The sequence below is a fragment of the Mesorhizobium sp. C432A genome (assembly GCF_030323145.1).
Lineage (GTDB): Bacteria > Pseudomonadota > Alphaproteobacteria > Rhizobiales > Rhizobiaceae > Mesorhizobium.
Map to the genome: position 1 here is coordinate 832,820 of NZ_CP100470.1, position 23,378 is coordinate 856,197.

The window sequence follows — 23,378 nt, forward strand, 5'->3', positions numbered from 1 at the left end:
AGTGAGCTCTTGTGTCCCAAATTTATTAGTATACAAACGATATTTGTGTCAAGATACCACGCTAAAACAGCTTTCCAAACTGCGGCATATTCGTAGTTCCGCCATTTCGGATTTCGACAATGAAAGAGAATTTTTCGGTGAAGCAGCCGGATTCCGCAGGCGACGTCGTTGCCGGCATCGATGTTGGCGGAACCTTCACCGACCTCATTTTGATCGACGGAAATGACGGCGGAAAGGTGCATATCGTCAAGACGCCGACGACGGTCGACAACCAGGCGTTCGGCGTGGTTTCAGCGCTGGGCGCCACAGGCTTTGCCATAGACGGCATCGACCTCATCGTGCATGGCACGACCACCACCACCAATGCGGTGCTGGAACGCAGGCTGGCGAAAACCGGCATGATCACCACGCGCGGTTTTCGCGACGTGATCGAGCTTGGCCGCCGCACACGGCCGCAGCCCTACGGCATGACCGGAAGCTTCGTTCCGATCATCCCGCGCGATCTCCGGCTCGAAGTGTCGGAGCGCGTCGAGGCGTCGGGCGCGGTGCGCACGCCGCTCGACGAGGCCGAGATGCGCGACGCCGTGAAGACGCTGATCGGGGCCGGCTGCGAGTCCCTGGTCATCCATTTCCTGCATTCCTACGCCAACCCTTCGCATGAGCGGCGCGCGGCCGAAATCGCCGCCGAGCTTTGGCCGAACGGCTACATCACGACTGGCCATGCGCTGCTGTCGGAAGCCCGCGAATTCGAGCGCGGCGTGACCGCCGCGGTCAACGCGTCGGTGCAGCCGATCCTCGAGCGTTATGTCGAGCGGCTGCGCAAGGAATTGGCTGCCAAGGGCTATGCCCGCGACTTCCTGATCATGAACGGCAATGGCGGCATGATCTCGGCCCGCTTCGTCACGCGCGAGTCGGCCAAGACCGTGATGTCAGGCCCGGCTTCGGGTGTCATCGCGGCCGCCTATACGGGCAAGCGCGCCGGCTTTGAAAACCTCGTCACCTACGACATGGGCGGCACCTCGACCGATGTGGCGCTGATCCGCAACGCCGAGCCGGCGGTCTCCAACGAGATCGAGATCGAATATGCGATGCCGATCCATGTGCCGATGGTGGCGGTGCATACGGTCGGCGCCGGCGGCGGCTCGATCGCGCGCGTTGATGCGGCCGGCCTGATCCAGATCGGCCCGGAAAGTGCCGGCGCCAATCCCGGTCCGATCTGCTACGGCCGCGGCGGCTTGGAGCCGACCATCACCGATGCCAATCTGGTGCTGGGACGGCTGGCGCCGAAAAAACTGCTGGCGGTCGAAAATCCGGTCACCGTCGAGCGCGTCACCGGCATCTTCGAAGACAGAATAGGCAAGGCCGCCGGCCTCTCCGGCGTCGAGGCGGCGGGTGCAATCCTGCGGCTCGGCAACATGAAAATGGCCGGCGCCATCCGCATGGTCTCGGTGTCGCGCGGCCATGATCCGCGTGATTTCGCGCTGTTCGCCTTCGGCGGCGCCGGGCCGCTGCATGCAACCGCGCTGGCGCGCGAACTCGGCCTGCCCCGCGTGCTGGTGCCGGCCCGTCCGGGCATCACCAACGCGCTCGGCTGCGTCGTGGCCGATCTGCGCCATGACTTCGTCAACACCATCAACCAGCCGGTCGCCGTGCTTGATGAAGCCCGGCTTCGCGAGGTGCTGGAACGTCACCGCGGGGAAGGCGAGGAACTGATCGGCAAGGAAGCGGTGAAGCCGGAAACGATCCGCGTTACGCACTCTGCCGACATGCAGTTCGTCGGCCAGACCCACATCATCAACGTGGCGCTGCCGTCTTCATCGGTGACAAGGCAGGAGTTGCAGGCGCTGTTCGAAAAAGCCTATTTCGCCCGCTTCAAGGTCGAGTTGCCGGAGATCCGCGCCAATCTGGTCAACCTCAACACGTCGGTGACGGGCGTGCGGCCGGCAATCGACCTGTCACGGCTGATCGACCCGGCCGGACGTACAAAGACGCTAGACGAGGCGCTGCGCGAGACAAGGCCGGTCTGGTATGCCGGACGCTGGCACGATACGCCGATATACGCACGCGAAAAATTGCCGCTCGATGCCGTTATCCAAGGGCCGGCGATCCTCGAACAGATGGACGCCACCACCGTGCTCGAACCCGGCGACCGCGCAAGATCGGACGCCGACGGCAACATCATCATCGACATTGGCGAGGCCTGAGATGCAAAAGCTCGACGCCATCACGCTTTCGGTCCTGCAGGCAGCCTTGCAGCAGGTCTGCGACGAGATGGATCTCACTTTCTCCCGCGCTGCCTTCTCGCCTGTCATCGCCGAGGCCAATGACCGCTCCGACGGCATCTACTCGGCCGTCGATGGTTCGTTGATCGCACAAGGCAGCCAGGGCCTGCCGGTGTTCGTCGGCGTCATGCAGTATTCGACCAAAACGGTGATCGAGATGATCGCCGACGGCCGTTGCCTGCCGCCTGAGCCGGGCGACATCTACATCGTCAACGATCCCTATCTCGGCGGCACGCATCTGATGGATGTGCGCTTCGCCATGCCAGTCTACCGCGACGGCAAGATATTTTGCTGGCTATCGAATACCGGCCACTGGCCCGATATCGGTGGCTCGGTGCCGGGCGGCTTCTCCGCCTCCGCCACAGCCGTCGAGCAGGAAGGCCTGCGGCTGCCGCCGGTCAAGCTGTTCAAGAAGGGCGTGCTCGACTCCGAAATCTACGCCATCATCTGCTCCAACATCCGCGTCGCCGACCAGCGCATCGGCGATATAAGGGCGCAAGCCGCGGCACTGTTGATCGGTCAGGACCGGCTCAATGGAATCCTCGATCGTTACGGGGACGAAACCGTCGTCGGGGCGATCGCCGAACTGCGTCGCCGCGCCGCCGAGCAGATGCGCGCCAACATCTCCGCCATTCCCGACGGCACCTACAGCTCGAAGGCCTTTGTCGACTCGGACGGCGTGGTCAATGAGCCGCTGACCATCGCGCTCGCGGTGGAGAAGAAGGGCGACACGCTGACCTTCGATTTCACCGGTTCGTCAAAACCCTGTGCCGGGCCGATGAACAGCGTGCTGGCGACGACTTTGTCGTCGGTCTATCTCGCCATGCGCCATATTTTCCCGGATGTACCGATCAGCGCCGGCGCCTTCGAGCCCCTGATCGTCAAGCGGCCGGAAGGCACGTTCCTCGACGCGAAATACCCACGGCCGGTCTCGGGCTGCGCGGCTGAAGTCTCGCAGCGCATCGCCGAGGCGGTGTTCGCGGCGATGGTGCAGGCGCTGCCGGAAAAGGTGACGGCTGCACCCGCCGGCTCCAGCGGCAATTTCGCGCTCGGCGGCAACGATCCGGCGCGCGGCCGCGACTATGTGATGTATCAGATCTCCGGCGGCGGCTATGGCGGCAATTCAGGCCATGACGGGCTGACCAATGGCTGCTCTACCATCGGCATTTCCAAATCGCCGCCGGTCGAGATCATGGAGCAGGCGTTTCCTGTGCTCTACCGCCACTATGCCTTGCGCGAAGGCTCGGGCGGCGCCGGCAAGCAGCGCGGCGGCTTCGGCCTCGCCTATGAGGTCGAGATCTTGCGAGGCGAAGCGCGCGCGTCCTTCGTCATGGACCATGGCCGTTTCGGCCCGCAAGGCGCGCTCGGCGGCAGGGACGGCGCGGTCAACACAGTGACCGTGTTCCGCGCCGGCGAGGCACATGTGCCGCCGCATCTGTCCAAGGAACAGGACATCGCGCTCAAGGCCGGCGACCGCGTGAGGGTCGGCACGCCCGGGGGCGGCGGCTATGGTGATCCGCGTGAGCGCGACCCGAAACTGGTCGCCGAAGACATCAGGCTTGGTTACTACACCGTTGAACAAGCCAAAGAGCTGTTCGGAACCTGACAGCCGACAGGCCCGAGCCGCGTCAGGTCTGCAGCTTGGCCTTCAGCGCATCGGCGAATTTTTGCGCGATCTTCTTGAAGCCGGCGGGATCGGGATGCAGTTCGTTGGCCCAGTCGGCCACCTTCAACGTTCCCTGCGTGTCGACCAGATGGAAATTGTTGTTGGGATCGTCGGCCAGGCGCTTCACCACATCGCGGAACGCCGCCAGCGCGTCGTGAACGATGACCGTGCCCTTGCCGACCGTCCAGTTGCAGAAATCGAGCGACGGTTTCAGCCACGGGCCGACACAGGACGGATGCGCTCCGTTCGGGATCGGAAAATCATAGCAATGGCCAAAGATCGGCACGCCTGGCGCGACGCGGTCGCGCAGCGCGAACAAATCGAGATAGCAGGCCTCGACCATGCCGAGCGCCTTGGTGAAGCGGTTCTTGTTCAGCCCGGGGGCGTGGCCGTCATTGAAGTCAAGGAAGATGCAGAACTGGTCGCCGGCAATGTCGTTGCCACCGGCAGAGAACAGGATGGCATCGGGCTTGCCGTCCAGCCAGTTGGCCTTGTTGCGCAGGGCGGCGATCATGCGCTGCTGCTTGGGCAGCGACATCTCGTCGGTCGCCGCATCGCCATGATGGGCAAGGTTGAGGATGGTCGGCGGCATCGAGCCGATGCGGCGCAGCTGCGCGATCACGTCGGTGTCGACGAACGGAAAGCCGTTGCCGGTGAGCGGATAGTCGAACCAGGAATCGCCCTGCGCCAGCATCACCAGCGGCCGGTTGGCGACGGCCGCCTCGAGATTGCCGGCGCTTTCCCTTGCGGTTTCGAGCCGCTCGATGTTGGCCTGGTGAACCTTGATGCGCTTGGCGATGTCGTCGTCTATGCGCCGCTGCGCGGCTTCCTGCACGAATTCCTGCTGGTCCATCCCCAGGTCCCTCCCACGACCGTCTACTTCCAGCTGAACATGCGCCCATGTCCATGATCGGTCTGTAATTTAGATCACAGTAAGATTCCTGGGGAAGGACGGCTTGCCGCGCCGTGATCGCCGCAGAGCATGTCGTTTCCGTCTCCGTGGGGCCTGCAAAAGACCATAGACTTCTATCCTTGTTTTCGCGCAATTCCGGACGGGAAACCGCCAACACCTTCCCTGGAATTGCTTAGTCAACGGAGATCAGGAACATGCGTCTTTTCGGTCGTTTCGTGCTTGCCGCTTCCGCCGCCCTGCTGCTTGGGACCGGTGCTGCCTCCGCCGAGAAACTCAGGATCGGGACCGAGGGCGCCTATCCGCCTTTCAACTATGCCAATTCGGACGGCACGCTGGGCGGCTTCGACATCGACCTCGGCAAGGCGCTGTGTGCCGAGATGAAGGCCGAGTGCGAATTCTCCGTACAGGATTTCGATGGTTCCATTCCGGCGCTGCAGGCCGGCAAGTTCGACGCCATCATCAACATCACCATCACGCCGGAACGGGCCGAGAAGGTCGAGTTCACCCACAAATATTACCAGACGCCGCCGGCCATCGCCGTGCCGAAGGATTCGACCATCGCCGGCACATCGCCGGACGATCTGAAGGGCAAGGTGCTGGGCGTGCAGAGCGCAACCATCCACCAGAATTTCGCCGAGCAGAAATACTCCGGCTCGACCGTGAAAGCCTATCCGACGGGCGACGACGCCCGCACCGACATGGCCAATGGCCGGCTCGACGCGATGATGGACGGCTCGATCATCCTGACCGAATGGCTGAAGAAGCCCGATGGCGCCTGCTGCAAATTGCTCGGCACGCTGACCGCCGATCCGGCCATTCACGGCCCCGGCGTCGGCATCGCCCTGCAAAAGGGCAACAAGGAACTTGCCGACAAGTTCAATGCCGCAATCGAGGCGCTGCGCGCCAACGGCAAGTACAAGGAAATCAACGACAAGTACTTCGCCTTCGACGTCTACGGGGGTTAATCCCTCAGCCAACCCGACCTCGGCAGCGCCACCCGGCGCTGCCGTTTTCATGAGATGACGGAGAAGTTTCTTGGTTGAGCGGCGCTCCCCTTTCTACACCAGCATCGTTGGCCTCGGCGCCACGATGGGCCGGGTCGGCGGCGACTTCGTCTCGGCCAAAACTTATTCCGGCATCGCCGACGAGCATCTGAACACGCGCAAGAATGTCGGCGTGCAGGATCTCAGCACCATGGGCAAGATGGACATCAAGGGGGCGGAAGCCGAGGCGCTGGTCAACCACGTCATCGTCAACGATGCCGCCGCGATGAAGCCCGGCCAGGTGCGCTATTCCACCGTCTGCCGCGACGATGGCGGCATCATGGACGACCTCACCGTGTTTCGGCTGGCATCAGAGCATTTCATGCTGGTGACCGGCTCGGTCAACCGACTGAAGATGCTGCCCTGGCTGCAGCATCATGCTGAAGCGCGAAAGGCCTATGTCACCGACATCACCGCGGCCGTCGCCTTTCCGACGATACAGGGGCCGCGTTCACGCGAGCTGCTGAAAGCACTGGTTTCGGATGCCGATCTCGATGAGTTGAAACGCTGGGCGTTCACTTCAGGGCGCGTCGGCGAGACCAAAGTCATGATCTCACGCACCGGGGTGACCGGCGAGCTCGGCTTCGAACTGTTCGTGCCGGCGGACGAGGCCACTTCCGTCTGGGACGCGCTGATGCGGACCGGTAGCGATTTCGGCCTGAAGCCATACGGCGTGCTGGCCATGTTCACGCTCGGGCTGGAAAAGGCCTATCCGGCGCATGGCATCGACATGGACGAGAGCCGTACGCCCTTCCATGTCGGGCTCGATCGCTGGATCAAGTTCGACAAGGGCGAGTTCATCGGCCGCGAGGCATTGCTCACAATTCGCGACAAGGGGCTCGACGAACGCTGGACCGGGCTGATTCTCGACGGTGACAAGCCGGCCGCGACGGATGCCAGGGTTTTCGCCGACGGCGAGGATGCCGGCGTCGTCACCTACAGCGATCACGGCTATTCCTTAGGCAAAGTTCTGGCGACGGCGCATTTGCGGCTGCCGTTCACCGCCATCGGGACCGAACTCAGCATCGACATTGACGGCAAGCCGACCCGCGCGGTGGTGGCGCCGATGCCATTCTTCGATCCTGAAGGCGCTCGGCTGCGGGCCTAAATCAGGCTAACTTCGCTAGCAGCCGCATAAACGTGGCCGCTTCCTTGGCCGTCAGCGGCGCCAGTGTCTCCTGGGTGATGGCGCGGGCCAACGGGATCAGCCGTTCGATCGCCTCGCGTCCCTCTGGCGTGAGACTGACCAGCAGGCGCCTTTTGTCGACCTCATGCTTGGTCAGGTCGACCAGGCCACGCGCCTTCAGCCGATCGATCACGCCCTTGACGGTCGCCGCATCCATGGCGATCAGCGTTCCCAACTGGTTCTGCGAGGTCTCGCCGACATCGTGCAGCTTGGCGAGTGCAGCGAATTGCGGCGGCGTCAGGTCGCTGATCTGGGCGGTAAAGATCGAGACATGGCGCTGATGCGCCTTGCGCAGGATGAAGCCGACCTGCTCCTGCAGGCGGTAATCGTGTTCGTCGGGCTCTTCGGCCTCGACCAGCTTGAGAAGATTGTCACCGCCGCTCATCGCAAGCCATCCCAGGCCTTGATGTCGCCTGCAGCCAGGCCGCCCATGCGGTCGTGCACGCGCGGGCCGCAGCTCATGGCGAGGCAGAACAGGATTTCGTCGGCGCGCGGCCCGTCGCTGAGACCGACCTCCATGGCGTCGAAATGGCTGCGGACATAGGCAGCGTTGGTGTGGCCGAGCGGCACGTCAAGCCGCGAGCCGAAGGCGCCGACCTTGGTTGCCGACGGCACGATCGCCTTGGCGTCGCCCAGCCGCTCGCGCATGGCGTAGCCGCCAGGAACGTGCCACAGCGCGCCGTGTTCGAGTTCACCTGACGAGCCGACGATGGTGCCCTTGCCGTAGGCGTCGATCTGCTTGATGTCGCCGCCCAATGCGGCAATGAGCTTGTCGGTGAGCAGCAGGCCAAGCGGCTTCAGATCGTCCATGGCGCTCTGCAGTTCTTCGACGTAGCGGCCGGCGAACGGGTTCTTCACCAGGGCCACGGCTGCAGCGCGGCGGCGCGGCAGAGCAGCGACCGGCCCGCCATCGTGAAAGATCTCTTCGGTCAGAACCGCGATCTTGCGGATCGGAAACTCAGGCATGGGCAACTTCCTTCCCTGGATTTTTGTTGGGCGCGGCAAGCGCCATGGAACCACTGATGCGCGCTTCCCCACCTAGAAACAGCGCCGATGCGGCAATCAGGCCGCGCCGGCGAAAATCTTCGGCGACGGCAAGGCCATTGTCCAGCGCCCGCTCCACATCGCCACGCGCGAGCATGCCGACGGCTTGTGTCACCAGCCGTGCACCGAGGTCGCTGTCGGGCGCCAAGTCCTGCGCGGGAATGCGCTTGATGGCAGGATTGCCGGGCAGGTCGACGGCGTTGGCAATGAGTGTCGCCGCCGCATCGGCCTCGGCGCCGGTGCGCGCCAGCACGGTGACGGCGTCGGCAATGCCAAGCGAGAACGAACGGCCCCGCCAGCCGCTGGTGGCGACGCCGCGCACGCCGTCCGCCGAGCGAATGGCGAGGCGGTCGGCCATGCCGTTGCCGGTGCCGGCGATCGCCAGGTTCATCGACTGGCCCTTGCCGATGTGGAGTGCGCTGTCGCCGCCATTGTTGACATAGGCGCGGTCGAGCCTGCGACCGGCAAGCAGCGCGGCGAGCATTTCGTCGGCTACCGATCCGGCGACGGCGGCCATCGGCGTGATGAAGCATTCCGCCAAGGGCATGACGGCTGCTTCCATGCGCCGCGCCGTCGGGCCGGCGAAGGTGCGCGGCGCCAGGAAAAATGCCGGCAGCCGCAATTCGGGAAGCTCCTCGACCAACTCGATCAGGATCGTCTGGAAGCGCTCGATCGCCTGATCGTAGGCGGCACGACACTCAGCCGCCTCACCAAAGGCTTCGACGATCAGGTCGATCGGCCCGTGGTTGAGGTGCAGCCGCTTACCGTCCTGCAGCCAGTGGACTTGCGGGCCTTGCATCAGGTGGCCCCGTTCGAGCCGACGCGGCGCAATTGCGCGAGCGGCGGCCATGGGTTTTGAGCCTCGGCGGCTGAGCCGCGACGCGGGTTGAGATACTCGCCGCCTTTGGCAACGATATCCTCGACGCTTCGTATCTCGGCCTCGTAGCCGCCCAGCCGGACATAGTCGTCGCGACGCAGCGTGAATTCGATCGGCGCCACCAGTGCCGGGGTCGGGACATAACCGAACGCGCCTTCCGGCACGCGCATGACGTCGACCATCAGCGTGATGCCGCCGCCCGGCCAGACATAGACCGGCGCGCCGCCAACGGTAACATAGGTCTTCAAGCCCTGCACCGAGCGGGTGAGATTGACCGGGTTTTCGGTGACGCCGGCGCGCAGCGAACCGCCGGCGCCGCCGATGAACAGCACGGTGCAGAGCGCCGGCTCGCAATTGTCCTCGATCAGGCCGACCGATTTCTGCAGCCGCTCGGGGAACGGTTTTTCAACCGGCTTCAACTCGTCGTCGAGTTCGTAATAGGCGAACTGCTCGCCGGTGGTCGACACCATCAGCAGCGACAGGCCGGGGCGGGCGCCCTTCTTGGCGTTCCATCCGCCGAGGATCGACAGCGGGTCGGAAATCGAGGTGCCGCCCCAGCCAAGGCCGGGCTCGGAGACCTTGAAATAGCGGCCCGGCGTCGAGCGGCGGCCGATGATCTTGATGCCGGTGTCCTGCCAGCCCAGCACCTTGCCGGCCTGATGCTCGGAGACAACGCCGGTGATATGGTCGTCGACCACCACCACCTCGTCGACTAGGCCGCGCCATTGCGTGGCGAACATGCCGATCGTGGCCGAGCCGCAGCCGACCCGCATACGGTGTTCCTGCTTGCCGTCGATGACAGGTGGTTTGCCGGCTTCGACGATGATGGTGGCGCCGCCATCGATGGTCAGTTCGACCGGCTTGCGATTGCACAGACTGAGCATCGCGTCACAGGTTGCCCGGCCTTCGGCCTTGGAGCCGCCGGTCAGATGATGCACGCCGCCCAGCGACAGCATCTGCGAGCCATACTCGCCTGTCGTGACGTGGCCGATCGGCTCGCCTTGCGCGCGCACGATTGCCGTTTCGGGACCGAGATGGCGGTCGGTGTCGATCTTCACCTTGACGCCGCAGTACGAAAAAATGCCTTCGGTGACCACGGTCACCAGATCGACGCCCTCGACCTCCTGGCTGACGATGAAGGGGGCCGGCTTGTAGTCGGGATAGGTGGTGCCGGCGCCGATCGCAGTGACGAAGCGGCGGCCGGTGTTGACCAGTTCGCCGTCCCATTGCTCGCCCTCGGCGGTGAAGGGCACGACCGCGGCGCCACTCTCTGCCGCATGGTCGAGGATGGTCAGCGGGTCCATACGCACGATGCGGCCACCGACATTGCCGTAGCGGTCGCAGGCGCCGGTGCGGCCATCGGCGATGTAGCACATCACCGGACAGGCATCGCAGCGGATCTTTTCCGCCACCAGCTTTTCGCCGGGATCGTGGGTTTCAAAGCGTTCGGCAAGCTCGCTCATCGGCGTGCCTCCTTGTCGCGGATGCCATCTTTTTCGCGGATGGCGGCGCGGATGCGCGTCGGCGTCGCCGGAACCTTGGTGATGAGAAGGCCGGTTGCGTGGCGGATGGCATTGAGGATGGCGGGTGCGGTCGGGATCAGCACATGCTCGCCCAGGCCCTTGGCGCCGAACGGCCCCTCGGGATCGGGAACCTCGATCAATATGTGCTCGATCTCAGGCACGTCGCCGATGGTCGGAATGAGATAGTCGTGCAGATTCTCGGTGCGGCCGGGGATGTATTCCTCCATCAGCGCCATGCCGATGCCTTGCGCGATGCCGCCCTCGATCTGGCCTTCGACCAGCAGCGGGTTGATAGCCTTGCCGACATCGTGCGCGGCGGTGATTTTCAAGAGCTTCACCGTGCCGAGCTTGAGATCGACTTCGAGTTCGGCGATCTGCGCGCCATAGCCATAGACGGCGTAAGGCTTGCCCTGGCCCTTGGCATCGAGCGGCAGCGTCGGCGGATCGTAGGTCTCCTCGGCGCGGAAGACGAAACCGCCCGCATCGACATCGAGGGCGGGGAGATCGATGCGCCGAGTGGCTTCGCCCTCGCGAATGACGATCACCGGACCGTCCAATTGCAGGGCAGCTTTCTCCGAGACATTGGCAAAACGCAGGATCTTTTCGCGCAAGGCGCGGCCGGCTTTTTCGGCCGCCTTGCCGGTGACAAAAGTCTGGCGCGAGGCCGATGTTTTGCCGGCATCGGGGCTGATCGCGGTGTCGGCGCTTCTCAGCTTGAATTTTTCCAGCGGCAGGCCGAGTGCGTCGGCGCAGATCTGGGCGATGACGGTGTTGGAGCCCTGGCCGATATCGACGGCGCCCTGATGCAGGATGACCTCCCCCTCTGGCGAGATACCGACCCTTATGGTCGACGGATTGGGCAGCGAGGTGTTGCCGCAGCCATACCAGCAGGACGCGATGCCGACGCCGCGCTTTTTGCTCGTATTGGCATTGTTGAATGTATCTGCGTCGGCCGTCGCGCGAGCCCAATGCGGCCGCAAGGAGTCGAGGCACTCGAATATGCCGACGCCCGACTCCAGTCGCTGTCCGGTAACCGTTTCGGATCCGTTCCGAAGGCAGTTCTTCAGCCGAAAATCGAGCCGGTCCATGCCAAGCTTGCCGGCGAGCTCATCATAGAGCGTCTCCTGCATGATCGTCGCCTGCGGCACGCCGAAGCCACGGAAGGCGCCGGAAATCGGCCCGTGGGTGTGGATGGCGCGGCCTTCGGCGCGGTAGTTCGGCGTCGCATAGGGACCGGAGGCATGCACCGGCACGCGGTTGGCGACGGTCGGGCCCCAGCTGGCATAGGCGCCGGTGTTGAAATCGCCTGTGAAGACCATGCCGGTGACATGGCCCTCGGCATCTACGCCGATGGTCGCCTTCATCTCGGCGGGATGTCGCTTGGTGGTCGACATCATGGATTCGTTGCGGGTGTAGGCCAGTGCTGCCGGCCGGCCGGTCTTCAGCGCCACAAGGCCGATGAGCGGCTGCAGTGAAACGTCCAGTTTCGAGCCGAAGCCGCCGCCGGTCGCGGTCGGCACGATGCGCACCTTGTCGACGGCAAGACCGAGCACCTTCGCCGTTTCGTCGCGATCCATGTAGGGGGCCTGGGTGCAGGCGACGACGACCAGCGTGTCGCCGTCCATGTAGGCATGGCCGGCTTCCGGCTCGATATAGGCGTGCTCGACATAGGAGGTGTCGATGGCACCGGACACTGTGAAGGCAGCCTCGCCAAGCGCCGCCTCGGGGTCGCCGCGCTCGACAAAGCCCTTGGTCAACAAATTGGCCGGGCGGTTCGCGTGGATGAGCGCCGCCCCTTCTGCCTGCGCGTCGCCGGGCTGCAGAAAATGCGGCAGCTCGGTCCAGCGGACCGGGAAATCCTGGAGGTCGAGATCGAGCATGGCCTCGCGCTCGCCGGCGACCAGCGCCACTGCCTCGCCGCGCAGCCGCGCAAAGCCTTCGGCCAGCGCCGGCTGGTCGGCAAACGGACCGATGACGCCGAAACAGTTTTTTCCCGGAATGTCGGCGGCGGTGAAGACGCCGACGATGCCGGGATGCGACTTCACCCAGCCCTCCAGGTCGCCGAAGGCGAAGCCGGCATGATAATGCGGCGAGCGGACCACCAGCACGGCCAGCGCATCGGCGGGAAAGGCATCGGCGCCGAATTTTTCAGCGCCGGTGACTTTTGGCACGCCGTCGAGCCGGACCGGGGAGGCGCCTACAGCATTCCCTGTGGTTGGCATTCTACGTTCAAAGTTGAATTCCAACGAATGACGTTGGCGCTGCCCCTCACCCTTACCCTCTCCCCGTGAAGAACGGGGAGAGGGGAGCGTCGGCGCTGGAGCACTTCCCTTCTCCCCGTCACTATACGGGGTGAAGGTGCCGGCAGGCGGATGAGGGGCAGCGCCGTCGGTCGACGTCTCGAACCGTCCCGCATCCATCACTGCCGCAATGATCTTTCTGTAGCCGGTGCAACGGCACAGGATGCCACCCAGCGCATCCTGCACCTCGGTCTCGGTCGGATTCGGTGTGCCATCCAGCAGCGCCGTTGCCGCGACCAGCAGCGCCGGCGTGCAGATGCCGCATTGCGCGGCGCCATGTGCCAGGAAGGACGCCTGCAGCGCCGAGAGAAGGCCATCGGCGAGGCCTTCGACGGTCGTTACGGACGTCCCGGCTGCGGAGGCCGCCGGCATCAGGCAGGCGCAGACGGCGTCGCCGTCGACCAGCACCGTGCAGGCGCCGCAATCGCCGGCATCGCAGCCGACTTTGGTGCCGGTCAGCTGCAATTCATCGCGCAACACCTGCGACAGCCGGCGCAACGGCGGCACATTGACCGAGACGGCGCCGCCATTGACCGCGAAGACGATGTCTACGCGCTCGGGGCCGAAACCCGGCACGAGATCAGGCAGGGCTTCAATCATCTCGGAGTGGCTCATGCCGCCACCATGCTGTTGTCGTTCGTCAGCCCGCAAGCCCCCAGCACGGCGCGGGCGACAAGCTCGCGCGCTGCGTCGAGCCGGTATTCGGCGCTGCCGCGCACGTCGGCAATCGGCGAGAGCTCGGCCATCGGCGCGGACAGGAGCGCATCGGCGAGTGCCGGGCGGACAGGCTTGCCCACCAGCACGGCTTCGACAGCGGCGAGCCGCTTGGCCACGGCCGAGCAGGACCCGACCGCGACAGCGGCTTCCATGACGATGCCAGCCTCGGCAACGAGGCGCGCCGCCACCATGGCGATGGAGATGACGAGGTAGCGCCGCGCACCGAGCTTGACGAAGGCCGACGTGCCGGCGGCCCTGGGCTTCGGCACCCGGATGGCGGTGACCAGCTCGCCCGGTAGCAGCGCGGTGCGGCGGTTGCCGAGAATGAACTCCTGCAGCGGCAGATTACGCGTCGCGGCTGCAGAGCGCAGCTCGACCTCGGCGTCCAGCACCAGCAGTCCCGGAACGCCATCGGCGGCAGGCGAAGCATTGCAGAGATTGCCGGCGATCGAGGCGACATTCTGGATCTGCAGGGAGCCCACTTCGCGCGCGGCCTGCTTCAGCGCATCGAAAGCCGCCGGCAATGGATGGCGGACAAGGTCGGTCCAGGTGGTGCGGGCGCCCAAAACCCAATGGGTTTCGGTCTCGGCAATGCCGCGCAGCGAGACCAGGCCGTTAATATCGAGAACATTGTCGCGGAACGGTTTGGCGCCCTGCGCCGGATAGAAATCGGTGCCGCCGGCAAGCACGCGCCAGGCGCCCTCGCCCAGCAGAGCGAGCGCCTCGTCGAGCGTGGCGGGTTTCGCGTAACGGATCACGCTTTGCCTTCCAAAAAAATAGGCCTTCCCATTGGGACCTTCAAAAGGTGGGGTCTTCCCGAACCCCGCCAATGTCTGATCAGGCCAAATTCATTCGTATGCAAATGATATCAAGCTGGCGGAAATTGTCAAAGCCGGAGTTTAAGGGAACCCGGCCGCCATGCATTTGTTACGTCCGCGCACGATCCCCAAAAATCGGAATCGATTTTCGGAAAGGATCCTGCGCAAGTAAAGTGCTACAACGTCCTTTGCGCGTCCGAAGGGGACGCGCGGCGCTGTAGGAGGTTGACGCAGGCGGCCATCCGGTCGAGTTTCTGCATCCGGTCGCATCAGCGGCGTATTTCACTCGATCCCCCGTTCGAGACGTAGAAGAGGAGAGGCGCCATGGCCGACGAAGCGCTTGTTGTCATCGACCTGCAAAACGACTTCTGCCCCGGCGGCGCACTGGCGGTTGCCGGCGGCGACGAAATCGTGCCGCTGGTCAACGATCTGATCCGGCATGCCGAGCATGTCGTGCTGACGCAGGACTGGCACCCGGCCGGACATTCGAGCTTTGCCTCCAGCCATCCGGGTGCCCAGCCCTTCAGCGCAATCGAGATGCCCTATGGGCCGCAGACTCTGTGGCCCGACCATTGCATCCAGGGCAGCCTCGGTTCGGACTTTCACTCGGGGCTCGCCTGGACCAAGGCCGAGTTGGTGATCCGCAAGGGATTTCGCCCTGATATCGACAGCTACTCCGCCTTCTTCGAAAACGACCACAAGACGCCGACCGGGCTCGCCGGCTACCTCAAGGAGCGCGGCATCGGCACCGTGACCCTGGTTGGCCTGGCGACCGACTTCTGCGTCGCCTTCTCGGCCCTCGACGCGGTCGAGCAAGGCTTCAAGACGACGGTGCGGCTCGACGCCTGCCGCGGCATCGATCTCAACGGTTCGGTCGAGGCGATGCTGAAGCGGATGCGCGATGCCGGGGTGAAGCTCGAATACCCGATCTCGGAGTGACTGGATCGTGAGGCATCGAGGGGGCTGCACACGGTTGGGGAAGGCTTTCGCGGCAGGTGTACTCGCTTCCGCTGCGTCTCCGCAAATGGCCTTCGCGGCCGAGGCCCGCGGCCTGCCCGATGCTGCCATGTCGCTGTGGTGGGCGCTGCCTTTCGCCGGCCTGCTGCTCTCGATCGCCACCGGACCGCTGCTGTTCCACCATGTCTGGGAGCATCATTACGGCAAGATCGCCGCCGGCTGGGGAGCGCTGGCGGTCATCCCGCTGATGGTTGCATTCGGCGTTCCGGTAGCCGGTGAAGCCGTGCTGCACACGCTGCTCACCGAATACATGTCCTTCATTATCCTGCTGTTCGCGCTCTACACCATTTCGGGCGGCATCCTTGTCGCCGGCAACATCCATGGCACGCCGCTGGTCAATGCCGGGCTGCTGCTCGTCGGGGCGATGCTGGCCTCGGTGATCGGCACCACCGGCGCCTCGATGATCCTGATCCGGCCGATGCTGCGCGCCAACGACAACCGGCAGTTCAACGCCCATGTCGTCATCTTCTTCATCTTCCTGGTGTCTAACATCGGCGGCTCGTTGACGCCCTTGGGCGACCCGCCATTGTTCGTCGGCTTCCTGCGCGGCGTCGACTTCTTCTGGACGTCGGCGAACCTCTGGCTCGAGACGCTGTTTACCGGCGGCCTGGTGCTGCTTGTCTTCCTGGCCATCGACATCATGCTGCATCGCCGTGAAGGCGGCGCGCCGAAGATCAAGGATCCGACTCCGGATACGAAGGTGCGCCTTCGCGGCCTGGCCAATCTGCCGTTGCTGGCCGGCGTCATTGCCGCGATCCTGCTTTCAGCTGCCTGGAAGCCGGGCGTGACTTTCTCCATCCTCGGCGTCGGCCTCGAACTGCAGAACCTGGTGCGCGATGCCATCGTCCTGGCGCTCGCCGGGCTGTCGCTTGTCGTTTCCCTCAAGAGCCATCGCGAGGCCAACGGCTTCACCTGGGGCCCGATCGCGGAGGTGGCAAAACTGTTTGCCGGCATCTTCATCTGCATCGTGCCGGTCATTGCCATCCTTCGCGCCGGCCATGACGGCGCGCTGGCGCCGCTGGTGGCGCTGGTGACGTCACCCACCGGCCAGCCCAATGATCTCGCCTATTTCTGGCTGACCGGCGGGCTGTCGTCCTTCCTCGACAATGCGCCGACCTATCTGGTGTTTTTCGAACTCGCAGGCGGCGACGCGCGGCACCTGATGACGGAGGCGGCCTCGACGCTGGCCGCGATCTCGGCCGGCGCGGTGTTCATGGGCGCCAACACCTATATCGGCAATGCACCCAACTTCATGGTCTACGCCATTGCCCGACACCGCGGTGTGAAGATGCCGGGCTTCTTCGGCTACATGGCGTGGTCGGGCCTGGTGCTGATCCCGATATTTCTGATTACAGGTTTTGTCTTCTTTGCGTGATGCGAAGGGCGCTGGGCCCTTACCTACCCCGTGTGGGGAGGTCGGACCGAAGGTCCGGGTGGGGGTCGGTGCCGCCCCCACCCGGCTGCTTCGCAGCCACTTGTCGGGGCGAGCCACGGGTCTCGCCCGTCCTTCGGACCCCCACAAGGGGGAGGGTAATCTTAGCCGACGCCCACATATCGGCGCACCGCCGACGGATCGGCGCGAAGCTGTTCGACATCCACCGTCTCGCGGTTACGGCCGTTTTCGATGAAGCAGACGCGGTCGGCGACGGACAGCACGGCGTCGACGCGCTGTTCGACCAGAATGGTGGAGACACCTAGCTCACGCAGCTTCACCACCGTCTCGCGGATCTTGGCGATCATCGACGGCATCAGCCCCTCCGTCGGCTCGTCTAGCAACAGCACCTGCGGCTCAAGGCAAAGCGCACGGGCCATGGCCAGCATCTGCTGCTCGCCGCCGGACAAAGTGCCGGAGCGCTGGCGCAGCCGCTGGCGCAGCAGCGGGAAGAGATCGAGCACGCTTTCGCGCGTCGCTCTGCCCTTGCCGCGCGCCATCAGACCGATCTCGATGTTTTCCGCCACCGTCATCTCGGCGAACAGCCGCCTGCCTTGCGGTACATAGGCGACGCCGGCCTTGGGCACCTCATGCGCCGGCAGGCCGGTCAACTCCTTGCCGGCGAGCCGGATCGAGCCGGCGCTCGACGGAACCAGCCCCATGATTGCTTTCAGCGCCGTCGTCTTGCCGGCGCCGTTGCGACCGAACAGGCACAGCACCTCGCCCTTGTTGAGCACGAGATCAAGCTCGTAGAGCACCTGGACCTCGCCATAGAAGCAATCGAGCCTGGAGATGGTCAACGCTTCAGTCTCGTGGGCCTCAGTCTTGGGGGCTTCGCTCATGGCGCCGTCCCCAGATAGGCTTCCTGCACCTGTGTGTTGGCGCGAACCTGTTCGGGCGTGCCTTCGGCCAGGATCCTGCCGGCGTTGAAGACGGTGATGCGGTCGGCCAGCTGCATGACGACCGGCATGTTGTGCTCGATCAGGAGCACGGTGGCGCTCTTGGCAATCTCGCGCACCAGTCCGATGAAATTGTCGATCTCGCTGTCGGCCAGCCCCTGCGTCGGCTCGTCGAGGATCAAAAGCCGCGGCTTCAGCGCCAGGCCCATCGCGACTTCCAGCAGGCGCTGGTGGCCGTAGGAAAGCTGGCCGGCCGGCATATGGGCGCGGCCGGCAAGTCCGGTGCGTTCCAGCGCGGCCATGACGCCGGTGCGCACCGCACCTTTCGAGCGGCCATCGGTCAGCGTGCGCTGCACCGGCAACGCGACATTATCGTAGGCAGAGAGGTTGGCGAAGACGCTGGTGATCTGGAAGGTGTAGGCGATGCCCCGGCGCACCCTGAGATAGGCCGGCTGGCTGGTGATGTCGGCGCCGTCGAAGACGATCATGCCGGACGATGGCTGAATGCGGCCGCTGACCAGGCTGACGAAGGTGGTTTTGCCGGCGCCATTGGGGCCGATGACGGCGCGGATCTCGCCCGGCATCAGCTGAAAATCGACACCATCGACGGCGCGCAGGCCGCCGAAACTGCGCGCCAGGCCTTTGGTGGTCAGCAACGGCATCATGGGAGCCACCCGAGCCAGCGCTGGCGGATGGTGCCCAGAATGCCTTTGGGGAAAAACAGCACCAGCAGGATGAGCGCAATACCGACGATCAGGAGATAGGCGGAGGTGTAGCCGCTGGCGGTGTCGATGACATAGTACATGAACACCGTGCCGAGCAGCGCGCCCAGCGTCGTGGCGGCGCCGCCGAGCAGCATCCAGAGCAGCGGCAGGATGGAATACTGCACCGAGGCAAAGCTCGAGCCGACATAGCCGAACAGCAGCGCATAGGCCGCACCCGAGGCGGCGCAGATGGTGCCGGAGACGACGACGGCGATCAGCTTGTTGGAGAAGGTGTCGTAGCCCAGCATTTTCGTGCGCTCCTCGTTCTCGCGCACCGCGACCAGCACGCGGCCATAGCGGGAGCGGACGATGGCGAGGGTGATCAGCAGCACGACCGAGAACAGCGCCAGCGCGCTCATGTAGCGCACGGTCGGGTTGGTTAGGTCGAGCGATGTCGCGCCGAAGGCCAGAACCCGCGCCGGCTGCGGCACGACCAGACCCTGGTCGCCGCCGGTCCAGGCGGCGAAATAGAGGATGACGAGGTAAAACACCTGCGCGAACATCATGGTGACGATCATGAAGGCGACGCCGGTGGTGCGCAGCGCCAGCAGGCCGATCACCAGTGCCAGCAGCGCGCCGCAGGCGATGCCGGCGAGGAAAGCCAAAGGCACGCTCCAGCCGAGATGGATGACCGCGAGACCAGCGCCATAGAGCCCGGCGGCGAAGAACATGGCGTGGCCGAGGCTGAGCAGGCCGACATAGCCGAACAGCATGTTGTAGCCCATGGCGAACACCGCCAGCACCATGATTCGGGCCAGCAGGCCATGATGGTAGTCGGGCAGGACGAAGCTCAGCGCAAACAGTAGCGCGATGACGCCGAGATGCAATGCATAGGCTTTTGCCGGCGAAGCTTCGCTCATCGCGACGCCTGCCCGAACAGGCCCTGCGGCCGGAACACCAGCACCATGGCCACCAGCAGCGTGGCGATGATCTTGGCCAAAGTCGGCGAAAAGAACACCGAGATGATGCCGTCGGACAGGCCGATCAGCACGGCGGCGACGACGGTGCCGCGCAGCGAGCCGAGGCCGCCGATGATGACGACGATGAAGGACAACAGCAGCGGGTCCTGTCCCATCAGATAATGCGCCTGACTGATCGGCACGATCAGCACGGCGGCGATGGCCGCCAGCATGGCGCCGAGCCCGAAGACGCCGGCATAGACGCGGTCGACCGGAATGCCGAAGGCCTGCGCCGTCTCGCTGTCATATTGGGTGGCGCGCATGATGAGGCCGATCTTGGTGCGCGTCAGCACCAGCCAGGTGGCGATGAGCAGAAGGGCCGAAGCGGCAATGATCGACAGCTTGTAGCCGGAATAGCCGAACCAGGGCAAAAGGATGCGGTAGCTGAAGGGCGGCTCCACCGGGCGGGCTTCCGGGCCATAGAAGCTCAACGCCAGCTGCTGGATGATGTAGAGCATGCCGATCGTGGCGACGATGGTGGCTTCCGGATTGTAATTGAGCCGGCGCAGCACAAGCCGCTCGGCGACCAGCGCAATGGCGCCGACAATCAGCGGCGCAATCACCAGCGCCGCCAGGAAGCCGAGCGTGGGATGGCCGGGTATCGCCGTCGAGATCGCCCAGGCCAGCACCGCGCCCAGCATGAAGAACTCGCCATGGGCGACGTTGACGACGCGCATGACGCCGAACACCAGCGACAGCCCAAGCGCCGTCAGCGCCAACACGGCGGAGGTGACAAGGCCTTCGAGGGCGGCGAGGAGGAGATGGGGTCCGAAATGCATTCAGGGCGCCCTTACCCTCCCCTTGTGGGGAGGGTGACCGCGCAGCGGTCGGGTGGGGGTTGGGCACGGGCCGTCGCGACCCCCACCCCGTCACGCAAGCTTCGCAAAAGTGCGAAGCTTGCGTGCCGACCCTCCCCACAAGGGGGAGGGTAAGGCGCCTCACAGCGCCTGCGTCGTATAATCCCCTTCGGCCTCGTAAAGCCCGTCCTCGATCTTGGTCTTGTGGACGACATTCAGCCTGCCACCTTCGACCTTGGAGATGTTCTGGATGCCAAAACACTGGTGGATCTTGCCGTTGAAGGTCTTCGGCCCCTGCGGATGCTCCGGCCCTTCGGCGAATTCGGTCAGCGCCTCGGTCGCCTCGACCAGCTTGGCGCGGTCTTCCGGGCCCTTGTAGCCGGCGTCTTCCATCGCCTTCTTGACGACATAGAGCGTCTCCCAGCAGCCGAACATGTGGGCGGCGGTGGAGACGTCCTTGGGGTCGCCAACGGCAGCGCCATTTTCGTCGATGCCGACGGCGGCGCGGTAGGCTTTCTGCGCGGCCGAGTCATTGGCCTGGGCATAGCGCGGCGAGCCTTCCCAGAAATGGCTGCCGTCCAGGAATTCGAGGCCGGGGCTGTTGATGTCGGTGGCTTCGAGCGAATCGATGAAGCCGAACAGCTGCGGCCGGTTGGAGCCGTAGAACTCGCCGAGTTCCTTGACGAAGGTGAGCACGGCCGGGCCGACCATCACGTGGTAGATGACTTCGGTCTCGGCGGGTATCTGCGGGAAGTATTTCGTGAAAGACGACTCTGTCGGCGGGATGGCGATCTGGGCGATGACCTCGGCGCCTTGCGCCTTCAGCGCCGGCGGCAGGTAGTCGCGATGGTCGTAGCCGAAGGCGAAATCCGGGAAGATCTGCGTCACCTTCTTGCCGGCATTGGCCGCGATCCACGGCGCCATCGACTGGATCTGGCTCTTCACATCGGTGATGCCAGGCTGGAAGACGTAGCGGTTGAGCTTGGTCGAAGCGACGTGGTGGCCTTCGCTGACGACGAAATACGGGATCTTGTTTTCGCCGGCGGCCGGCGCCGAGCCGATCACCACATGCGAGAACAGCGTGCCGAAGACGATGTCGGTCTTGTGCTGGGTGGCGAACTTGCCGACCACCTCGGCGCCACGGCCGGGATCGGTGCCGTCATCCTCGATCACCAGTTCGACAGGTCGGCCATTGATGCCGCCGGCGTCGTTGATCGCCTTGACCGCGGCGGCACTGGTCTTTTCATACCAGCGGCCATAGGCGGCGCCGATGCCGGTGCGGTGCGACTGGAAGCCGATCTTGATTGGCGCCGAACTCTGCGCCTGGCTGTAGCGGACGAAGCCGGGCGCGAGCGTCAGCCCGGCGCCGGCGGCGAGACCTTTCAGCGCGGTGCGGCGGCTAAGGGTGGATTTGGAGAGATCGAAAAACCCATTCTTGTCAGTCACGGCAGTTCCCCTGTTTTTGAGTTTTGACTGTCTGTAACGAGGCAAGGCCACTCCCTTGCAGGAGGGGCAGAAATTGCATGTGTACAAACTAAATCACCAAAGCACAGAGCTTGCAAGCGGGCTTTCCGCAAAGGCATGTGGATCAGCTTGTCTCATCCGGCCGTCGGCGTGGCAAGCAACCACAGGCCGAAGATCGTGTAGGCAATCATCAGCATGGTGAGCGGCAACTGGCTGAGGGCGGCGCGCGATGGCGCCTGGTGCAGTCGCCAGGCCAGTCCATGGGCAACGAGCACCGCCAGCATGTGCCCGGCGATGATGATGCCGGCCTGCAGGTTCCACAGCCACCAGGCGGAGTGGGCCCCGGCGACGAGGCCGGCCTCGATCTGCATGTCGGCGGCGCCGAACAGGTTCCATCCCAGCGCGAACGGGTCGGACAAAGCGGCAATCGCATACTGGCCGTCGACCAGCAGCGCCGTCAGATAGTGCGCGACATGATAGGCGAGCGCGATCGGTACGATCGACCAGACCAGCAGCCCGGCGGCCTCGCCGTGGGAATGTCGGCTGCCGGCAAGGCGCTGGCCGAGTATGACGGCCAGCAGGAATGCCGCCGCGAGCAGGACGAAGGTCAGCACGAGGCCAAAGCTGCTTATGCCGATGAGCGCGGTGCGGCCGGGATATTCCAGCGGGTTGATGCCGAACAGGCCGAGCCAGAAGAAGGTTTTCGACAGGCCGTCGAAGGACACCGATGACAGGCTGAGCAGCAGGAAAGCGATACCGCTTGCCGGCAGGGGCGCTGCGCCGAGCAGTTTTGAGCCCGGCCAGCAGAGAGCGAGGCGACCGTGTTCATCGCGCTCGACGATGGCGAAACGAGCCACCATGGCGAAAAAGATCGTCAGGAATTCGCCGCGCCGGCTCCAATCGCGGTAGCCAAAGGCGAGCATGGCGATGAAGGTAAGCAACCAGTAGAGGCCGGCGGCATAGGCCAGCCGCGCCGGGTCGTCGGGCGCCGGATAGATCAGTTCGAACCAGGCGAAGGCGAAGAACAGGATAACGGCCGGCAAGCGGCCGAGCCATGAAGGCAAACGCGATTTCTGTCCCTCACCGCCACGAAGCTTGAACAGGCGGCTTTCGATCCGCCGCGGGCCATACCATGGATTCAGCCACGACCAGAGATCGCCGAACAGGCCTTGCGCGATGGCAAGGCCGACCCAGAGCAGCGTCCAGATGGTTAGCGGCAGCGGATTGGAGAGCGGATCGCGGCTGCCGAACAGGCCGGCGGCGACGAGGGTTGCGAAGCCGGCAAAGGAGATGACGCTGATGATTGTGCGAGGGGTGTCGGCGAATGGGAAGAGCGGCAGGCGGCGGCGCCAGAAGCGGTGGAGGGTTGCGGGTGGCAGCAGGGCGAGAACGAGGAAGCTTACCGCGACGGCAAGCGCGCCGCCGGCGATGTAGTAGCCGGTCGGCAGGAGGAGGACGTGACCGCGGTCGGAGGCGTGCGCGAGGGCGGGGGTGGGGAGGAGTGTGAGGGTGGTGGTGATAAGGGTTGGCCGGTGACAGCCGCGCTCTACGACGCCCCCCTCTGTCCTGCCGGACATCTCCCCCTCAAGGGGGGAGATTGGCAGTTGCCCTGCCGGCGCTTCCTTTGCAACGTCGGAGATTAGCGAAGGCGGAGATGACGGGGTAATCTCCCCCCTT

Annotated in this window: 19 protein-coding genes; 6 read left to right on the forward strand and 13 right to left on the reverse strand. The window is 64.6% G+C overall.

The features are described 5' to 3' along the window. The first annotated feature begins 119 nt into the window (after positions 1-119). The gene (locus tag NLY33_RS03765; protein WP_023707774.1) at positions 120-2,204 is read left to right on the forward strand and encodes a hydantoinase/oxoprolinase family protein; all 2,085 of its coding nucleotides are present in this window, start codon (positions 120-122) and stop codon (positions 2,202-2,204) included. 1 nt (position 2,205) lies between these two features. After that, positions 2,206-3,888: a hydantoinase B/oxoprolinase family protein gene (locus NLY33_RS03770; RefSeq protein WP_023703683.1), complete on the forward strand. Its 1,683-nt coding sequence runs from the start codon at positions 2,206-2,208 to the stop codon at positions 3,886-3,888. A 22-nt stretch (positions 3,889-3,910) separates the two neighbouring features. Here the strand turns inward: NLY33_RS03770 and NLY33_RS03775 are convergent, their stop codons facing one another. After that, positions 3,911-4,801 carry an SGNH/GDSL hydrolase family protein gene (locus NLY33_RS03775; RefSeq protein ID WP_023703684.1) on the reverse strand — a complete coding sequence of 297 codons (891 nt, stop codon included), beginning with the start codon at positions 4,799-4,801 and terminating at the stop codon, positions 3,911-3,913. Positions 4,802-5,055: 254 nt separating this feature from the next. Here NLY33_RS03775 and NLY33_RS03780 point away from each other — a divergent pair, with 254 nt between their 5' ends. Further along, positions 5,056-5,826 carry an ABC transporter substrate-binding protein gene (locus NLY33_RS03780; protein WP_023671296.1) on the forward strand — a complete coding sequence of 257 codons (771 nt, stop codon included), beginning with the start codon at positions 5,056-5,058 and terminating at the stop codon, positions 5,824-5,826. Between the two features lie 70 nt (positions 5,827-5,896). Further along, a complete protein-coding gene (locus tag NLY33_RS03785) occupies positions 5,897-7,012 on the forward strand; it encodes an aminomethyl transferase family protein (RefSeq protein WP_023703685.1) in 1,116 nt (371 codons plus the stop codon). Position 7,013: 1 nt separating this feature from the next. Here NLY33_RS03785 and NLY33_RS03790 read toward each other — a convergent pair whose 3' ends face one another. From NLY33_RS03790 to NLY33_RS03815, 6 genes are read right to left on the reverse strand one after another with little or no spacing between them, the layout of a single operon-like run. Further along, on the reverse strand, positions 7,014-7,475 hold the full coding sequence (locus NLY33_RS03790) for a MarR family winged helix-turn-helix transcriptional regulator (protein WP_023703686.1): 462 nt from the start codon (positions 7,473-7,475) through the stop codon (positions 7,014-7,016). Further along, complete coding sequence (locus NLY33_RS03795; RefSeq protein ID WP_023703687.1) at positions 7,472-8,056, reverse strand: amino acid synthesis family protein; 585 nt, start codon at positions 8,054-8,056, stop codon at positions 7,472-7,474. Before NLY33_RS03795 ends, NLY33_RS03790 begins: the two co-directional genes overlap by 4 nt. Continuing rightward, complete coding sequence (locus NLY33_RS03800) at positions 8,049-8,933, reverse strand: UPF0280 family protein (RefSeq protein WP_023703688.1); 885 nt, start codon at positions 8,931-8,933, stop codon at positions 8,049-8,051. Before NLY33_RS03800 ends, NLY33_RS03795 begins: the two co-directional genes overlap by 8 nt. Next, complete coding sequence (locus NLY33_RS03805) at positions 8,933-10,474, reverse strand: hypothetical protein (RefSeq protein WP_023703689.1); 1,542 nt, start codon at positions 10,472-10,474, stop codon at positions 8,933-8,935. Before NLY33_RS03805 ends, NLY33_RS03800 begins: the two co-directional genes overlap by 1 nt. After that, a complete protein-coding gene (locus tag NLY33_RS03810) occupies positions 10,471-13,434 on the reverse strand; it encodes a molybdopterin-dependent oxidoreductase (RefSeq protein ID WP_031196399.1) in 2,964 nt (987 codons plus the stop codon). The genes NLY33_RS03805 and NLY33_RS03810 overlap by 4 nt, the downstream gene beginning before the upstream one ends. A gap of 11 nt (positions 13,435-13,445) precedes the next feature. Then, on the reverse strand, positions 13,446-14,309 hold the full coding sequence (locus NLY33_RS03815; protein ID WP_023703691.1) for an FAD binding domain-containing protein: 864 nt from the start codon (positions 14,307-14,309) through the stop codon (positions 13,446-13,448). A 384-nt stretch (positions 14,310-14,693) separates the two neighbouring features. On the opposite strand from NLY33_RS03815, the gene pncA reads away from it, so the two are divergent. Together pncA and NLY33_RS03825 are read left to right on the forward strand one after the other, a co-directional pair. Beyond that, entirely contained in the window at positions 14,694-15,308 is a 615-nt protein-coding gene (pncA, locus tag NLY33_RS03820) for a bifunctional nicotinamidase/pyrazinamidase (protein WP_023703692.1), read from the forward strand. 85 nt (positions 15,309-15,393) lie between these two features. Continuing rightward, positions 15,394-16,761 (forward strand): sodium:proton antiporter, encoded by a 1,368-nt coding sequence (locus NLY33_RS03825; RefSeq protein ID WP_023703693.1) that lies wholly within the window; start codon positions 15,394-15,396, stop codon positions 16,759-16,761. Positions 16,762-16,922: 161 nt separating this feature from the next. Here the strand turns inward: NLY33_RS03825 and NLY33_RS03830 are convergent, their stop codons facing one another. From NLY33_RS03830 to NLY33_RS03855, 6 genes are all read right to left on the reverse strand, one after another. Then, a complete protein-coding gene (locus NLY33_RS03830) occupies positions 16,923-17,660 on the reverse strand; it encodes an ABC transporter ATP-binding protein (RefSeq protein ID WP_023707773.1) in 738 nt (245 codons plus the stop codon). Continuing rightward, on the reverse strand, positions 17,657-18,382 hold the full coding sequence (locus tag NLY33_RS03835) for an ABC transporter ATP-binding protein (protein WP_023693111.1): 726 nt from the start codon (positions 18,380-18,382) through the stop codon (positions 17,657-17,659). Before NLY33_RS03835 ends, NLY33_RS03830 begins: the two co-directional genes overlap by 4 nt. Next, complete coding sequence (locus tag NLY33_RS03840; protein WP_023703694.1) at positions 18,379-19,341, reverse strand: branched-chain amino acid ABC transporter permease; 963 nt, start codon at positions 19,339-19,341, stop codon at positions 18,379-18,381. The genes NLY33_RS03835 and NLY33_RS03840 overlap by 4 nt, the downstream gene beginning before the upstream one ends. After that, a complete protein-coding gene (locus NLY33_RS03845) occupies positions 19,338-20,219 on the reverse strand; it encodes a branched-chain amino acid ABC transporter permease (protein WP_023671284.1) in 882 nt (293 codons plus the stop codon). Before NLY33_RS03845 ends, NLY33_RS03840 begins: the two co-directional genes overlap by 4 nt. 159 nt (positions 20,220-20,378) lie before the next feature. Then, complete coding sequence (locus tag NLY33_RS03850) at positions 20,379-21,683, reverse strand: ABC transporter substrate-binding protein (RefSeq protein WP_023707772.1); 1,305 nt, start codon at positions 21,681-21,683, stop codon at positions 20,379-20,381. A gap of 152 nt (positions 21,684-21,835) precedes the next feature. Then, positions 21,836-23,278, reverse strand: coding sequence for a hypothetical protein (locus NLY33_RS03855; RefSeq protein ID WP_023703695.1), 1,443 nt, complete (start codon positions 23,276-23,278; stop codon positions 21,836-21,838). Positions 23,279-23,378: the final 100 nt, after the last annotated feature.

Coding starts and splice junctions, on each gene's coding strand:
- NLY33_RS03765 (WP_023707774.1), top strand. CDS start 120: ATGAAAGAGAATTTTTCGGTGAAGCAGCCGGATTCCGCAGGCGACGTC.
- NLY33_RS03770 (WP_023703683.1), top strand. CDS start 2,206: ATGCAAAAGCTCGACGCCATCACGCTTTCGGTCCTGCAGGCAGCCTTG.
- NLY33_RS03775 (WP_023703684.1), bottom strand. CDS start 4,801: ATGGACCAGCAGGAATTCGTGCAGGAAGCCGCGCAGCGGCGCATAGAC.
- NLY33_RS03780 (WP_023671296.1), top strand. CDS start 5,056: ATGCGTCTTTTCGGTCGTTTCGTGCTTGCCGCTTCCGCCGCCCTGCTG.
- NLY33_RS03790 (WP_023703686.1), bottom strand. CDS start 7,475: ATGAGCGGCGGTGACAATCTTCTCAAGCTGGTCGAGGCCGAAGAGCCC.
- NLY33_RS03795 (WP_023703687.1), bottom strand. CDS start 8,056: ATGCCTGAGTTTCCGATCCGCAAGATCGCGGTTCTGACCGAAGAGATC.
- NLY33_RS03800 (WP_023703688.1), bottom strand. CDS start 8,933: ATGCAAGGCCCGCAAGTCCACTGGCTGCAGGACGGTAAGCGGCTGCAC.
- NLY33_RS03805 (WP_023703689.1), bottom strand. CDS start 10,474: ATGAGCGAGCTTGCCGAACGCTTTGAAACCCACGATCCCGGCGAAAAG.
- NLY33_RS03810 (WP_031196399.1), bottom strand. CDS start 13,434: ATGATTGAAGCCCTGCCTGATCTCGTGCCGGGTTTCGGCCCCGAGCGC.
- pncA (WP_023703692.1), top strand. CDS start 14,694: ATGGCCGACGAAGCGCTTGTTGTCATCGACCTGCAAAACGACTTCTGC.
- NLY33_RS03825 (WP_023703693.1), top strand. CDS start 15,394: ATGGCCTTCGCGGCCGAGGCCCGCGGCCTGCCCGATGCTGCCATGTCG.
- NLY33_RS03830 (WP_023707773.1), bottom strand. CDS start 17,660: ATGAGCGAAGCCCCCAAGACTGAGGCCCACGAGACTGAAGCGTTGACC.
- NLY33_RS03835 (WP_023693111.1), bottom strand. CDS start 18,382: ATGATGCCGTTGCTGACCACCAAAGGCCTGGCGCGCAGTTTCGGCGGC.
- NLY33_RS03840 (WP_023703694.1), bottom strand. CDS start 19,341: ATGAGCGAAGCTTCGCCGGCAAAAGCCTATGCATTGCATCTCGGCGTC.
- NLY33_RS03845 (WP_023671284.1), bottom strand. CDS start 20,219: ATGCATTTCGGACCCCATCTCCTCCTCGCCGCCCTCGAAGGCCTTGTC.
- NLY33_RS03855 (WP_023703695.1), bottom strand. CDS start 23,278: ATGTCCGGCAGGACAGAGGGGGGCGTCGTAGAGCGCGGCTGTCACCGG.